The sequence below is a fragment of the Nostoc sp. CCY0012 genome (assembly GCF_963920855.1).
Taxonomy (GTDB): Bacteria; Cyanobacteriota; Cyanobacteriia; order Cyanobacteriales; family Nostocaceae; genus Cyanocohniella.
In genome coordinates this window covers 17,887-33,198 of the sequence record NZ_CAWUDM010000037.1, presented here as the reverse complement: position 1 = coordinate 33,198, position 15,312 = coordinate 17,887, and the positions used below count along the sequence as shown (strand labels likewise).

Here is a 15,312-nt window from a genome sequence, read left to right as displayed (position 1 = left end):
GTGAGTTTGACAAACGCAGCGTATTCTGACCGATACCACTGACATGAAATTCAAGAACAGAAACTTACGTGCGATAGCGGAAATGATAATAGGCGATGTCCAATATTTCCCATATCGCTCTAGCAGTTATATCACTCAGTTTTTTGAAGAATGCGACTTGGATTTTGTTCATGATGGTTCAACTCGATGGTGTTGGACTCAAGAAAGGCTGTCAGAATTGCTGCAAGAGCCACAACCGACTGCTCATGCCTTACCAGAGCGCTTCATGCATGTACTACGAGTAAGTAGCTAAACAAAATTAATTACATAGTTTTTACCAAATTCTCGAAGAATTTTTTCCACAGATTCTACAAAAATTTGCCAATTTTTGTAAGCATCAATTTCAATCCATTGATACTTAATGAACCGCCACAAAATTTCAATCAAATTTAATTCAGGTGAATAAGAGGGTAATTGGAAGATGGTAATACCACGTTCTGACCATTCTTCAATTTTGTCAAGAATCATACCACTGGTATGAATAGAGGATTGATCAACAACAATCACGGTAGGTTTATCTACCTGAGCAAAGAAGGTATCAATGCAAGCAATAATGACATCCGAATTAATACTTTGAGTTGAAACATAAGTTTCTAAGTGATTATTTCGACTCATGATTCCTAAAACATTTAAGCGCGAACTACGGCGACTATTAATAGTTAAGTATTCTCCGATATCTTGCCATCCATAAGGAACAGAAGGAATCAGACAGAATCCGGTTTCATCTAAGTAATATAAGTTAATTTTACCTTCATCTTCTAATCGTTTAAACTCTGTTAACTGTGCTGATTTTTCCTTGTATTCTAAAGGGTCTGGCTCTCCTCCAACATCTCGTCGAATTCTATGCCAACTCATATAAAAATTTTTCAATATTCTTTTAATGGTTTCAGTACTAACTTCAATATTCCATTCTGATTTAATTTTTTGTAGCGTCTTTTTTAATTGTCTTGGTTCTTGTTTAGCCCACTCTCTAATTTCTGCTTCTTGTTCCGGCTTAAATATTCGTTTTCTACCTCTTCCTGGTTTATTATACAGCCCTACCATTCCCGATAATTCCCAACGATTTATCCAGTTATATATTGTCTTGTAACTCACATTAAATATTGTCATTAATAACTGGAACTGCCAAGTTTTATTGAACTCGTAACAGTTAACAGCTAAGATGTCAAATTCTCCTCGTAGTAGGAGTGTCGTTTTCAATTGTTTACCACTTGGAAGAGTTACAATTCTGCTATCACTAGCGTCTACTTGAGCTTTGCCAGACCAAAGTTGAGTTTTTTCATCAAATTTAATCTGACTTGTTTGCAGAGATTTGGATTCAACGCTAAAAACTCGATGATGGTAAATGATATGTAAATCGCCCTTTTTCTTTCTATCATGATCATCAAACTTCTTCATTGACCCTATCCCAGGGAAAGCAGAAATTAACTCTCTTAATTTTAATTCTGCTACATAGCCAAAAAGCATACCCCTGAGACTTGGTTTCTCTTGCAACAGAATTGTCATTTCATCAGCAGTTACTTTCCACTCATCCATAATGGTTGGTTCAGGCAATGTTTCACTAAGAATTGTTCTTATCAGCTCACAGGGATCAAACTGGAGAGCTATTGAAATTTCCAAAAACTCGATAAGATCGAGCCTACGCTCACCACTCTCATATTTGGAAACAAAAGATTGCGGACGATTTAGAACGTCTGCGAGTTGTGCTTGTGTGATGGCTCGTATTTGGCGGTACTGTACAAGTAACTCCCGGAAACGCCCATACTGTTCCGTGAATATGGATGAAGTCATGCTTTCCTCCTTCAATGGAAGAAAGTGTAATATCCCATGTTGGGATATCCCAAAACAGGATATTGCTCACGTGCGCGTTCTGAATTTGAAATCCGTTCCAAGCAAGGTGGATAGCAATAAAGATGAAATCCCCGTTGGAAGCGACTAGTGAGGCAAGGTTTAACAACCCGCTTGGAGCGGACTGACAAAAGATATGGATTGGAGATGCAAAGGTTACTTACTTGTCGCTCCTCACTTTAGCCGTTCCAAAGGGTTGGACGAACCACCTGATCCTGATTTTTCTTTTGTATTGGCTACTGGGCAACTTTACGGTCATTCGCATACACAAACATGCACTGATCGCATTGAGAAAATCCGCAACATGCACCCGGAACCTTTTATGGAAATTCATCCCCGTGATGCGCCTACTTTGGGTATTATTGATAACCAATTAGCGGTAGCGTGCCGGAGGCTCTAGCTATGCCGTACGGACAAATTATGGATACTGGTATGATTTTTATAGACAGGAAATACAAAATTTGTGGGATGCAGGGAGCGAATGGGGCTAATATTCCAATAAATTTATTTTTATTTTTGAGGATAATCTATGGACTACCGAAACCACATCACGATCGAACCTAATAAACGCGGTGGTAAGCCTTGCGTCCGTGGCTTGCGAATTACGGTTTATGAAGTGCTTGAGTACCTAGCTTCCGAGATGACCGAAGCAGAAATTCTTGACGATTTTCCTGATCTGACGCGAGAAGATTTAAAAGCCTGCATTGCTTATGCTGCTGATCGTGAACGGCGATTTATGACCGCTCCATTATCCTCATGAAATTACTTTTTGATGAAAACTTATCGCCCAAGTTGCCGAATCGTTTAAGTGATATTTTCCCACACTCACTTCACGTCCGAGATGTAGGAATGAAAGCAACGATCGATCCAATCGTTTGGGATTATGCAAAAGACAATGATTTGATGATTGTCTCGAAAGACGTTGACATACACGACCTGAGCTTAGTATTTGGAAATCCACCGAAAGTTATTTGGCTTCGCCTTGGAAACTGTTCGACATCGCAAGTTGAAAATTTGCTGCGTCAGAATTTTGACACGATTAAATTGTTTTATAAAGATGAGAATTTATCGCTGCTTGCTTTATCATAATGCACTGATGCCTTTAGATATTTTTTCACGAGTTTTATAAATGGAGAATGCATAAGGCGATCGCGTCGGGGGCAAGCCAAGTTTCCTGCTAAAATTACAAAGGCGATCGCGTAAACCGCACGCTGCGCGGTAAGCGAAGCTATGCCGTTAGGCTTATCGCACCTGGTACAGTGTTTGTCTTTATGCACTCTTGGTCACTTCGGGCAGATCATACTGAAGCTAACGCCGTGACACATTCCGAATGTCCTGATTCTTTAAAACCAGAATTAAAAGCTTGTGCGCTACAGTTATTCCCAGTTAATGTAGATTTACTCATGGGACAATATGAAACACAAGGCTCACATTACTCTGTTGTAGATTAAATCATTTATCATCTCGCATAAGTTACCAAATCTTGTAGCCCACCCATGTGGGCTTTATTCATATAGCCACAGACTGGAAGTTGTGAGCCTTTTTGAGCAAAAAATAGAAAAAATTGACTCAAATTGAGTCTGAAGCACTCAAATAATATAGAATACCTGAGTTCGCCATAAATCAAGAATGATGAAATATTTGAAAAATCCTTAGCAATTAGTGAACCCATATGGTTTCCCTTGTGTATGGCGATTATTTTCGGATTATGTGCCTATACACTGATTGCATTCCTGGTGATTCCCTGTCTATATTTACAGTTAATACCAAATAACTTATATGAGGCAACTATTTAGAAAGATTAAGAATCTAGCTAGAGACGAAAATTTTATGCACATGATAGAAAATATCGAAGTGCTTGTCTCTAAAATCTTATCCCTGGCAATGGTAGTGGTAATTGTGGCCGCCATTTTTGATCTAGGAATTTATCTGATTAATGAATTATTTACTCGTAAATATGGCAATTTTAATCAAGTGTTATTTACAATTTTTGGATTATTTTTAAATATTTTAATTGCCTTAGAAATATTAGAAAATATCACAGCCTATCTCCGTAAACACGTAGTTCAAGTTGAATTAGTAATTGTTACTTCCTTAATTGCGGTTGCCCGGAAAATTATTATTCTTGATTTGGAAAAAGTCAGAGGTATTGATATCATTGGACTAGGAGTGGCAATTTTAGCTTTAGCAATTAGTTATTGGATTATTCGTAGTAGCAATAATAGAGCCTAAATTATCAAAATTAATTATAAATTACCAAAATGAGGTTTACAGATTGGGCAACTAGAGTACTACTTATTTCCCTGATGTTTGTCGCTGTGATTACGGCGTTATGGTGGGGAAGAGTCACACAAAGTAATACAATAAATTCCCAGGCAGACAGATCAGATATCACTACAGACTGGAGTCAATATCCACAAGCCAAATTACAATCAACTGAAAACCAAGAGAATAAATTTCCCCAAGATTTGCAGCAATCTTCAGCTAAAACCAATCAACAGACGGGAAGATACCAAACTACTGAAGCTTTTGCTAGGTACACCCCTCGATATGAAATGGCCTCGGTACACCCCAGCAATTATGGCGAACGCTACACGCGAGATGCGAATAATTTATCTGTGAACAATCAAGCAATTGTTGTTCTCCACGAAACGGCGGCGGCTGCTTCCAGTGTGATTAATTTCTTTCAGACACCCAATGAAGATGAAAGTGTACAAGCAAGTTATCACGCCTTAATCAAACTAGATGGAACTGTGGTTTATTTAGTCCCTCCAGATAAGCGAGCTTATGGAGCAGCTAACTCAGTGTTTGAAAGTCCCAACGGTGTGGAAACTGTGACAACTAATCCTAATTTAGCTTCGTCTGTCAATAATTTTGCTTATCATGTTTCGTTAGAAACACCACCAGACGGACGGGGAAACAATTTCCTTACATCTCATAGTGGTTATACAGAGGCTCAATATAACTCTTTGGCTTGGTTAATTGCTCAAAGTCAAGTTCCAGACTATCGCATCACTACCCATAGAGCCGTAGACCGTTCCGGTCAAAAAATCGACCCTGTAAGTTTTGATGGGGAAAAGTTTTTGCGCTTACTGCATACTTATCGTCAGGTAACCCCCAGTTATCAAGCCAATAATTAAAAGTCGAACAATTTTGAATTTGGATTTGGATGAGATTGCAAATTAAAATAACTTGTTCTGCGTCTGCTTCGGTAACACAAATCCCAAATTTTCTAGCCTCTAGTAAAACTATAAATCTGCTGAGTTTCCAAGCGATCGCATATCGTCGAAGGTAGAGTATCCATAGAAAAAGTCTGCCTATCTAGGTTAACTTGCAAGTTACTTAAAGGATCGCTACCAGGAGAAATCAGAAATTCTAACTTCTCGACATAGGACAAACTTGTCAGATGATCTAAAATATGGAAAATTGCTTGCAAGTAAGGATGACCATTTTGCTGATACCAATCACTATCAGCCACATTTGCTTGATCAAAACCCAAGTGTACTGTTAAAGATGTTTGAGCAAACAATGCCAACCCTAACGGACGAGCTTCTTCTTGTAATAATAAATGATTATTTTTGGCTAAATGCCGTAATTTATCTAAGCGTTCATAGCGCTGAGTGACTAATTCCGGGTCATCTTGCCAGTTAATTGCTACTGTCACTAAGTAAGTCTGTAACAGCATATGACCCAGCTTTTGGGCTTTGGTTGCCAAATAATAGGAATTGTAGTCGTTAGCTTCAATCAACAACGGTAAGCGGTCAACGACTTCCAAGCCGTAACCCTTGAGTCCAGCAATTTTACGCGGATTATTAGTAATCAGGCGAATCTTTTGCACACCCAAATCCATGAGCATTTGCGCTCCCATACCATAATCACGCAAGTCCGCCGGAAATCCTAAACGCTCGTTGGCTTCGACTGTATCCAGTCCCATATCCTGTAAAGAATAGGCTTTGAGTTTATTAATTAAGCCGATTCCCCGCCCTTCTTGACGCAGATAAACTACGACCCCTTGACCAGCCGCTTCAATCATTTTTAATGCTGCTTGTAGCTGCATTCGACAGTCGCAGCGTAATGAACCCAAAGCGTCACCAGTTAAACATTCCGAGTGCATCCGCACCATCACAGGCTCATCTTTAAAATTAGCCGGATCACCCTTGACAATAGCAACGTGTTCTGTATTATCCAGAGTATGGCGATAGGCATAAATATCAAACAGACCGAACTGACTAGGTAGCTTGGTGACTACTTCACGATATACCAAGCGATCATGCTGTAGGCGATAACTAATTAAATCGGCAATACTGATAATTTTGAGATTGTGATGTTGAGCATATTCTATTAACTGGGGCAACCGCGCCATTGAACCATTAGGGTTTTGAATTTCACAAATTACCCCGGCTGGATATAGCCCTGCTAATCGAGATAAATCAACAGCCGCTTCTGTATGTCCGGCGCGTTTGAGTACACCGCCCAATTTGGCACGAATCGGGAAAATATGACCAGGACGACGTAAATCTGTAGGTTTTGTTGCTGGATTGAGGGTAACTTGAATCGTGCGGGCGCGGTCTTCGGCGGAAATGCCAGTAGAAACACCCAATTCAGGGCCAGCGTCAATACTGACAGTAAAAGCTGTTTGGTTAGTATCTGTGAGATTCGTCACCATTAAAGGCAAGTCTAATTCATCCAAGCGATCGCCTGTCATCGCTAAACAAATTAACCCTCTTGCTTCCACCGCCATGAAATTAATCATATCCGGTGTCGCAAATTGGGCAGCACAGATTAAATCACCTTCATTTTCTCGATTTTCATCATCTACTACCACAATGACGCGACCTGCTTTTAAGTCTGCCAAAGCAGCATCAATAGAATCAAATTCAAAAGACGGAGTTGAAGAGACAGATGTATCAGTGTTTTCCCCTGCTTGAGGAGCCACACCCGTGGGGGTGTCTTCCCCATTGAAGGGAGTAGAGTGAGACTGCCGCGTAGGCTTAGGGTTTGACACAGAGAATTTCCAGCTGCCAGAAAGTAAACTTTTTTAACAATTTCTTCTTTTAGATTGTAGCTCGTTTATGCAGCATAGAAGTAGACTAACATTGACACTCTCCGGTATAAACAACAGTGAACATCAGCTTACTGCCTGAGCTTCCGGGGTTTTCGGTATATTCTTCATAACAGACAACATTAAGATTAACCAAAAGCGGATAAGGATTTCATCATCATGGGTAATTTGAGACGCGTACCAGTTGGGATTGTTGGCGCGTCAGGCTATGGCGGGGTGCAACTAGTAAGATTACTGATGGAGCATCCAGAACTCGAACTAGTGTATTTAGGGGGTGAGAGCAGTGCAGGAAAATCCTTTGCAGACCTCTACCCTCATCTGGCTCATTTAGTTAATTTGCCCATCGAGGCAGTAGAGCCAGAGGTTATTGCTCACCGCTGTGAAGTAGTATTTCTGTCTCTACCAAATGGTCTGGCTTGCCAAATTGCCCCGAAATTATTAGAAAAAGGCTGTAAAGTCTTAGATTTGAGTGCAGACTATCGATTTAGTGATTTGGTAACTTACACCAATTGGTATGGCACCCAAAGAAGCGATCAGACAACTGCCGCCACAGCAGTATATGGTTTACCAGAACTTTATCGTGATCGCATTGCCGAAGCCCAGTTAGTTGGCTGTCCTGGTTGCTACCCCACTGCCAGCCTGTTAGCACTTTCACCACTTTTAAAGCAAGGCTTAATCGTCCCCGAAACCGCCATTATCGATGCCAAGTCTGGCACATCCGGCGGCGGACGGCAAGGCAAAATTAACTTGTTATTAGCCGAAGCAGATAACTCATTAGGAGCTTATGGTGTCGCTCGTCACCGCCATACCCCGGAAATTGAGCATATTTGTAGTGATTTAGCCGGTCACGAAGTCACAGTGCAATTTACACCACACCTCATCCCAATGGTGCGCGGGATTTTGGCTACAGTATATGCCACACTCCGCGATCCCGGACTAGTGCGAGATGACTTAACGACAATTTACACAGCCTTTTATCGCAATGCCCCCTGGGTAAAAGTATGCGAAAGTGGCGTTTATCCCCAAACCAAGTGGGCTTGTGGCAGCAACCTTTGTTACATCGGTGTAGAAGTTGACCCGCGCACTGGCCGAGTGATTGTGATGTCAGTTATCGACAACCTAATCAAAGGACAGGCGGGTCAAGCAATTCAATGTTTAAACCTAATGATGGGTTGGGAGGAAACCTTGGGGTTGCCCCAGTTGGGATTTTATCCCTAGAGGCTAGGGGCTAGAGGCTAGAGGCTAGAGGCTAGTTTTAAAGTAATCCCCCTTTGGGTTCGCCAGTCGCTCATGGGGGAAACCCCCAAGACCGCGCTGGTCTCACCTTGTCCCCTTGTCCCCTTATCCCCCCTGCCCCTACTTAGGCCCTAAACCTACAACACCAGCATAAACGGCGCGATCGCCTAATTCATCCTCAATGCGTAGCAAGCGGTTGTATTTCGCTACTCTTTCGCTGCGACAGAGGGAACCTGTTTTGATTTGACCGGCGCGGGTGGCTACGGCTAAATCAGCGATGGTGGTGTCTTCGGTTTCCCCAGAACGATGGCTAATTACTGACCGGAAACCATTGCGGGTGGCTAAGTCAATGGTTTCTAAAGTTTCGGTGAGTGAACCAATTTGATTGAGTTTAATCAAAATTGAGTTACCGGCTTTTTGCTCGATGCCTTTTTGCAAGCGGGTAGCATTGGTCACAAACAAATCATCTCCCACCAACTGTACACGGGAGCCGAACTTTTGCGTAAGTAATTGCCAACTTTGCCAATCTTCCTCATGTAACCCATCTTCAATGGAGACAATGGGGTATTGGTCAACTAATTGACCCAGGTAATCAATAAATTCCGCAGGGGCGTGGGGTTTACCATCATAGACATACTGCCCATTCTTGTAAAATTCACTCGCAGCCACATCCAGGGCCAAAGCTACTTGTTCTCCTGGCTTGTAACCAGCTTGCTTAATGGCAGCTACGAGTAATTCCAACGCCACCTGATTGGACTCTAGGTTAGGGGCAAAACCGCCTTCATCGCCCACACCAGTTAATAATCCCTTTTCATCCAACACCTTGCTCAAGGTAGCAAATACTTCTGCACCCCAGCGCAACGCTTCTTTAAAAGAAGGAGCGCCAATAGGGACAATCATAAACTCTTGGAAATCCACGTTGTTGGCTGCGTGAGCGCCACCGTTAATTACATTCATCAACGGTACAGGTAACAAATTCGCTAACGGGCCACCCAAATAGCGATACAGGGGAATATTCAAAGATTCAGCACCGGCTTTAGCTGCTGCTAAGGAAACCGCCAAGATGGCATTTGCACCCAAATTGGATTTATTCGCCGAACCATCCACAGCAATCATTGTCCGGTCTAATAGTTCTTGGTTGAGGACATCCAAGTCTAATAACTTCGGGGCAAGTGACTCATTCACGTTTTGCACCGCCTTGAGAACCCCTTTACCCCCATAACGGCCTTTATCACCATCCCGGAGTTCATGCGCCTCAAAAGTACCTGTAGATGCACCACTGGGAACCTGTGCTAAACCCACAGTACCGTTAGCTAAATGCACTTCGGCTTCCACTGTTGGTCTGCCGCGCGAGTCAAGAATTTCGCGGGCAACAATCGCCTCAATGGCAGTATCTAAGTAGTTACTCATTTGTTTTTTGTCCTTTGTGTCTTTTGCAAGAGTGCATTCCTAACGTTGATGGCATACATTCCAGTCGCTTACCCCAATCGTTAGCATAGGCGGTTAAGTGACTATGTAGCCTGAGATTAAACAAGATTTCCACTGATGAGGTCAACTTTCTGTAAAACAGAGGAGTAGAACACATAAAAATGTAAATTCTTCCCCTGCCTCTTCTCCCCCCTGCTCCCCTGCTCCCTGCCTCTTCCCCCCCAGTCCCTATTAAAATCAGTAAGAGAGAACAAATCAGGAAATAATTATGCGCTTACTACACACAATGCTGCGGGTAGGTAACCTGGAAGAGTCTTTGAAATTTTACTGCGATCTCCTGGGAATGAAATTACTGCGGAAAAAAGATTATCCAGGTGGAGAGTTTACCTTGGCTTTTATTGGCTACGGCGATGAAAGCGACAATTCTGTCATAGAACTAACTTATAACTGGGGTGTGGAAAAATACGATTTGGGTAATGCTTACGGTCACATTGCCCTGGGTGTCGATGATATTTATGCCACTTGTGAGGAAATTAAACATCGCGGTGGTAAGGTGACACGGGAGCCAGGTCCAATGAAACACGGTTCCACAGTAATTGCCTTTGTGGAAGACCCAGATGGATATAAAGTTGAACTTATTCAAGTGGGTACTCAAGGGTCAACAGTTAAACAGGAATCACCAGAACAATTGGTGAATAAATAAAAATGAAAGGGAACAGGGAACGAAGAATAGAAAAACTTATTTACCTGTTCCCGCCCCATAGGGGCTTGATGAAGGTTGAGTAGTATAGTATGCGATCGCACGCCAGCAATTTCCCAATCATCTAATCATGGGAAAATCCCCTAAACAGGAAAAACATTTTCTCTAATCTCTAGCCTCTCAATTTGGCAAAGTTCGCTCATCTGGATATTTTCGTTTTAAATTGGAAATAGGTCAGGACAATTAATCTTCTCATCTGTAACCGCAAATACACGCGGATAAACACTGTTAACGTTTGGATAACTATTTGGGGAATGGTTAGTGGAAAAATGATCAAGGATGACTAAACTATGTTTTCATCCTAGGCTAATGATAGGGGACGCCGCGAGAGCGTCTGATACCTCTACGTCATTCCCCAGTTCTTTACCCAAAATCTCACATCCATAAAATTGAAAAAATTGCTGTCAGGGAAATTATCCCGGCAAATTCCTGAAAAATCCCAAATCTAAAATCCTTAAAGATGCAGCCTACAGATCCCAATAAATTTACTGATAAAGCCTGGGAAGGAATTGTTAAATCTCAGGATATAGTTCGTGCATATCAACAACAGCAACTAGATGTTGAACATTTAATTATTGCTCTTTTAGAAGAACCTACAAGTATAGCCATCCGCATTCTCGCCCGCGCTGAAGTTGATCCTATTCGCTTGCAACAGCAGTTAGAAGCTTTTACCCAGCGTCAACCGAAAGTCGGTAAAAGTGACCAACTCTACCTCAGTCGCAGTTTAGACACATTGCTAGACCGCGCCGAAGAAGTTAGGGTGAGGATGCAAGATGCCTACATCTCAGTGGAACATATCCTTTTGGCTTTTGCCGATGATGAACGCATCGGTAGGCGAATAATCAAAGGTTTTAACGCTGATGGCGCTAAGTTAGAGGCCAGTATTAAAAGTATTCGCGGTAGCCAAAAAGTGACAGATCAAAATCCAGAGTCTCGCTATGAAGCTTTGCAAAAATTCGGGCGGGATTTAACGGAACAAGCTAAGGCTGGTAAGTTAGACCCAGTAATTGGTCGAGATGACGAAATTCGCCGGGTAATTCAGGTATTGTCACGCCGGAGTAAAAATAACCCAGTGTTAATTGGTGAACCTGGGGTGGGTAAAACTGCCATCGCCGAAGCTTTGGCGCAGCGGATGGTAAATGGTGATGTGCCAGAATCTCTGAAAAATCGCCAGTTGATTTCTTTAGATATCGGCAGTTTGATTGCTGGGGCGAAATATAGGGGTGAATTTGAAGACCGTTTAAAAACTGTACTCAAAGAAGTAACTGAATCTAACGGTCAAATTGTCTTGTTTATTGATGAACTGCACACAGTTGTGGGTACTGGTTCCAATCAACAAGGGGCAATGGATGCCGGGAATTTACTAAAACCTATGCTGGCGCGGGGCGAATTGCGGTGTATTGGTGCTACTACCCTAGATGAGTACCGCAAACACATTGAAAAAGATGCAGCCTTAGAAAGGCGTTTCCAGCAAGTATTTGTGGATCAACCCAGTGTAGAAAATACCATTTCCATTTTACGGGGGTTAAAAGAACGCTACGAAGTTCACCACAACGTCAAAATCTCTGACTCAGCCCTGGTAGCAGCAGCAACTTTGTCATCTCGTTATATTAGCGATCGCTTCTTGCCAGATAAAGCCATAGACTTGGTAGATGAAGCCGCCGCCCAGTTGAAAATGGAGATTACCTCCAAACCCTCAGAATTGGAAACCATTGACCGCCGCTTGATGCAGCTAGAGATGGAAAAGCTATCATTGGCGGGAGAAGAAAAGGAAACTGCCCCAGCTAGGGAGCGTTTTGAGCGCATTGAACAAGAAATTGCGGACTTGACGGTAAAACAGCAGCAATTTAACGAACAATGGCAAGGTGAAAAACAGATATTAGAAGCTATCAGCACCTTAAAGAAAGAAGAAGACGCTTTGCGGGTGCAAATTGAGCAAGCAGAACGGGCTTATGATTTAAATAAAGCTGCCCAATTGAAGTATGGCAAATTGGAAGGAGTGCAGCGCGATCGGGAAGCTAAAGAAGCGCAACTGTTAGAAATTCAAAGCCAAGGTTCGACATTACTCAGAGAACAAGTCACAGAGTCCGACATTGCCGAAATCGTCGCCAAATGGACTGGTATACCTGTGAATCGTCTTTTGGCATCAGAACGGCAAAAATTACTGCAACTCGAAAACCATTTACATCAACGCGTTATCGGGCAAGAAGAAGCAGTATCAGCCGTATCAGCAGCAATTCGTCGCGCCCGTGCAGGGATGAAAGATCCCGGTCGTCCCATTGGTTCCTTTTTATTCATGGGGCCCACAGGCGTTGGTAAAACCGAACTTGCCCGTGCTTTAGCTCAGTTCCTCTTTGATTCCGATGATGCCCTGGTACGCTTGGATATGTCCGAGTACATGGAAAAACACTCAGTTTCCCGGTTAGTGGGTGCGCCTCCAGGATATGTCGGTTATGAAGAAGGCGGTCAACTTTCCGAAGCCGTGCGCCGTCACCCCTATTCGGTAGTGCTACTAGATGAAGTAGAGAAAGCTCACCCAGATGTGTTTAATATTTTACTACAAGTGCTAGATGACGGTAGAATTACTGATTCTCAAGGGAGAACCGTAGACTTTCGCAACACCGTCATAGTCATGACCAGTAACATCGGCAGCGAATATATTCTAGACCTTTCAGGTGATGACACCAAGTATGAAATAATGCAAACCAGGGTAACAGATGCCCTGCGATCGCACTTCCGCCCCGAATTTCTCAACCGCGTCGATGATATCATTCTCTTCCATGCCCTCAGTCGTTCAGAAATGCGCCATATCATCCGCATTCAACTAAAACGGGTAGAAAATCTCTTGCGCGAGCAAAAAATCTCCTTTGAGATCTCCGCAGCCGCCTGTGATTACCTAGTAGAATCTGGCTACGACCCAGTTTATGGTGCCAGACCCCTCAAACGGGCAATTCAAAGAGAAGTAGAGAACCCCCTGGCCACCAAGTTATTAGAAAATACCTTTATCTCTGGGGACACAATTTTCATTGATAAAGAAGACCAGGGTTTAACCTTTAGTAAAACCATGCCCGTCAAAGTTACAGTCTCACCATCCACCGTCAAAGTCGTGGAGTGAAAAAGGTTCGTAGTGAGGACTTTAGTCCTCTCTTCTCCTTTCAAAATAATTTTCCATACTAGACACTTAAGTAGGTAGGCACAAATAAAGTCAACTATGTAACAGAATGTAAAAACCTTATAACCCTTGCGTTCGCGGAGCGTGACCGCTTCGGTCTTATACTTCGCTTCACTCCATTACGTATGGCTAACGCCACGCTCTGCGAACGTAATGACATACCTGTAAATTTTCCTGCCTACCTACTTACTCAATAATTTCGTCATATTGATTAGTGTCGTCTTCAGGCAATTCGTTCATCTCCAGCAATACATTCGCCAAAGTTTTTTCATCTAGCCATTGATGACGTTCTTGAGTATAGTCTCCTTTACCGGGACTGAAATACCGAATAAACCGAATAGTATCCACAACTCCCAGAGAATTAATTAAGGCATCATAGCCCTGTTGAATAATTTCATGTTGCGTTTTCATCATTACTGTTCTCGGCTTGTATTACTTCTGCCAGCCATTGAACCGGATTATTGGTCTTGACTGTAATTAATTGAGAATTTTTTTGGGCTTTTTTTAAAAGTCTGTCAATTGTGTACTTATGATGTTCATAGCCAGTAATATTACAGCGCAACCAATCTGTTCAGCAACACTGGCAATTGACCGTGATGAAGTTCAAGCGGCAAAACGTTAATTTGGTCATATTGATTAGTGTCATCTTCAGGCAATTCGTTTATCTCCAGCAATACATTCGCCAAAGTTTTTTTATCTAGCCGTCTCACGTAGTGCATAAACAATTGCAGTCATACATATCAAGTGTATGTAAAGACATTCGATTGGTGACTGCAATGAAGAGCTTAACTTTGAACTCGAAGATGATTTGTGGAAGTTTGATTTCCTTAAGCTTCCTCTGTGTTACCCCCAAACCCGCAATGGCTCAACTCAACTGTAGAGTAGTAGAAGCATTGGGGAATAGTCTTCAATCTGAGATTTTGACAGAATTAAATAACAATTTAGCTGGACAACGTGAACGAATTAATCGGCGCAAAGAGTTACAAATTAATCATATAGAGAACGTTTCTTTTAATGGTTGCCGGATGACAACTACAGTTAATGTAACTTTAGAACGCAAAATTCGGCGTGATGCCCACGGAACGGTACAAGTAGGCGCAGATATTACATCCTTGAACATACCTAATAGACAATTATGCTATAACAATGCCAAAGTGAGCAATGTTAATTTAAGTAGAACTTTGAGAATTGGTGAAACTGTTTATAAATGGGTAGCAAATGCCATCCTTCCTAATAGTGGATGTTTTGGGGCTTAAATCCAGGGATTGACACAAAGACTTAGAGTGCGTCCGGCAAATAAGTGTCACGGCGATCGCGTAGCAGAATTAATCATAAGCAATACATAAGAAGTTCAAGCGGCAGAACGTTTAATTGCGATCGCCTTCTCTGGAAATCCACCGCAGGAGATTACGGAAGAACTCAAAAGTTTATCAGGCATTGATATTTTGCTCATCGGGTTATTGCATTTACTGAAGCCCAACTTCAAAGCTTCAGTCTAAGTAAATCTGTCTCTGGGTTATCAGAAATACCACTATTTTTCTGAAACCCTGGTATTTTGATTGACTTTATCAAGCTCTATGCATTTATTGCAAGGATTCAGACGATTTAGTAATATAGCCAATCACTAAATTATATGTATAAAATAGTATTTATCACTAAAATCGTTTCCGTATTGCTATCATAAATCAGATTTGCTGAGATATCACAGCTTTTTCTATTTTAGGACTTACGCACTCGCTACGAAAATCAAGGCTTTGAGATTGCCTC

At 42.1% G+C, this 15,312-nt stretch carries 14 protein-coding genes and 2 pseudogenes; 11 read left to right on the top strand and 5 right to left on the bottom strand.

The genetic code is table 11. The annotated features are described in order from the left end of the window. Positions 1-43: 43 nt before the first annotated feature. Entirely contained in the window at positions 44-292 is a 249-nt protein-coding gene (locus ACM0OS_RS12770) for a hypothetical protein (protein ID WP_414543562.1), read from the top strand. Here the strand turns inward: ACM0OS_RS12770 and ACM0OS_RS12765 are convergent. Continuing rightward, complete coding sequence (locus ACM0OS_RS12765; RefSeq protein WP_414543561.1) at positions 289-1,830, bottom strand: IS630 family transposase; 1,542 nt, start codon at positions 1,828-1,830, stop codon at positions 289-291. The two genes, ACM0OS_RS12770 and ACM0OS_RS12765, sit on opposite strands and share 4 nt — an antisense overlap. Positions 1,831-2,074: 244 nt before the next feature. Between ACM0OS_RS12765 and ACM0OS_RS12760 the strand changes: the two are divergent. The 6 genes and pseudogenes from ACM0OS_RS12760 to ACM0OS_RS12735 form a co-directional block, all read left to right on the top strand. Then, positions 2,075-2,263 (top strand): annotated as a pseudogene (locus ACM0OS_RS12760) (molybdopterin dinucleotide binding domain-containing protein); the annotation flags it as partial. A 153-nt stretch (positions 2,264-2,416) separates the two neighbouring features. Beyond that, positions 2,417-2,647, top strand: a complete 231-nt coding sequence (locus ACM0OS_RS12755) for a DUF433 domain-containing protein (RefSeq protein WP_414543560.1) — start codon at positions 2,417-2,419, stop codon at positions 2,645-2,647. After that, the gene (locus tag ACM0OS_RS12750; RefSeq protein WP_414543559.1) at positions 2,644-2,976 is read left to right on the top strand and encodes a DUF5615 family PIN-like protein; all 333 of its coding nucleotides are present in this window, start codon (positions 2,644-2,646) and stop codon (positions 2,974-2,976) included. The genes ACM0OS_RS12755 and ACM0OS_RS12750 overlap by 4 nt, the downstream gene beginning before the upstream one ends. 57 nt (positions 2,977-3,033) lie before the next feature. Then, a pseudogene (locus ACM0OS_RS12745) lies at positions 3,034-3,338 on the top strand (hypothetical protein); the annotation flags it as partial. A gap of 328 nt (positions 3,339-3,666) precedes the next feature. Further along, complete coding sequence (locus ACM0OS_RS12740) at positions 3,667-4,119, top strand: phosphate-starvation-inducible PsiE family protein (protein WP_414543558.1); 453 nt, start codon at positions 3,667-3,669, stop codon at positions 4,117-4,119. 29 nt (positions 4,120-4,148) lie between these two features. Next, positions 4,149-5,027, top strand: coding sequence for a peptidoglycan recognition family protein (locus ACM0OS_RS12735; protein ID WP_414543557.1), 879 nt, complete (start codon positions 4,149-4,151; stop codon positions 5,025-5,027). A 92-nt stretch (positions 5,028-5,119) separates the two neighbouring features. Here ACM0OS_RS12735 and ribBA read toward each other — a convergent pair whose 3' ends face one another. Next, complete coding sequence (gene ribBA, locus ACM0OS_RS12730) at positions 5,120-6,892, bottom strand: bifunctional 3,4-dihydroxy-2-butanone-4-phosphate synthase/GTP cyclohydrolase II (protein ID WP_414543556.1); 1,773 nt, start codon at positions 6,890-6,892, stop codon at positions 5,120-5,122. Between the two features lie 216 nt (positions 6,893-7,108). On the opposite strand from ribBA, the gene argC reads away from it, so the two are divergent. Next, a complete protein-coding gene (gene argC / locus ACM0OS_RS12725) occupies positions 7,109-8,167 on the top strand; it encodes an N-acetyl-gamma-glutamyl-phosphate reductase (protein ID WP_414543555.1) in 1,059 nt (352 codons plus the stop codon). 138 nt (positions 8,168-8,305) lie between these two features. On the opposite strand, the gene eno is transcribed toward argC, so the two are convergent. Beyond that, on the bottom strand, positions 8,306-9,595 hold the full coding sequence (eno, locus tag ACM0OS_RS12720) for a phosphopyruvate hydratase (protein WP_414543554.1): 1,290 nt from the start codon (positions 9,593-9,595) through the stop codon (positions 8,306-8,308). Between the two features lie 286 nt (positions 9,596-9,881). Here eno and gloA point away from each other — a divergent pair, with 286 nt between their 5' ends. Then, entirely contained in the window at positions 9,882-10,316 is a 435-nt protein-coding gene (gene gloA, locus ACM0OS_RS12715; protein WP_414543553.1) for a lactoylglutathione lyase, read from the top strand. Positions 10,317-10,833: 517 nt separating this feature from the next. After that, positions 10,834-13,488, top strand: coding sequence for an ATP-dependent chaperone ClpB (gene clpB / locus ACM0OS_RS12710; RefSeq protein ID WP_414543552.1), 2,655 nt, complete (start codon positions 10,834-10,836; stop codon positions 13,486-13,488). A 243-nt stretch (positions 13,489-13,731) separates the two neighbouring features. On the opposite strand, the gene ACM0OS_RS12705 is transcribed toward clpB, so the two are convergent. After that, entirely contained in the window at positions 13,732-13,956 is a 225-nt protein-coding gene (locus ACM0OS_RS12705) for a hypothetical protein (protein ID WP_414543579.1), read from the bottom strand. A 140-nt stretch (positions 13,957-14,096) separates the two neighbouring features. Further along, positions 14,097-14,264 carry a hypothetical protein gene (locus ACM0OS_RS12700; protein WP_414543551.1) on the bottom strand — a complete coding sequence of 56 codons (168 nt, stop codon included), beginning with the start codon at positions 14,262-14,264 and terminating at the stop codon, positions 14,097-14,099. 57 nt (positions 14,265-14,321) lie between these two features. Between ACM0OS_RS12700 and ACM0OS_RS12695 the strand changes: the two genes are divergently transcribed. Beyond that, a complete protein-coding gene (locus ACM0OS_RS12695; RefSeq protein WP_414543550.1) occupies positions 14,322-14,801 on the top strand; it encodes a hypothetical protein in 480 nt (159 codons plus the stop codon). Positions 14,802-15,312 lie beyond the last annotated feature (511 nt).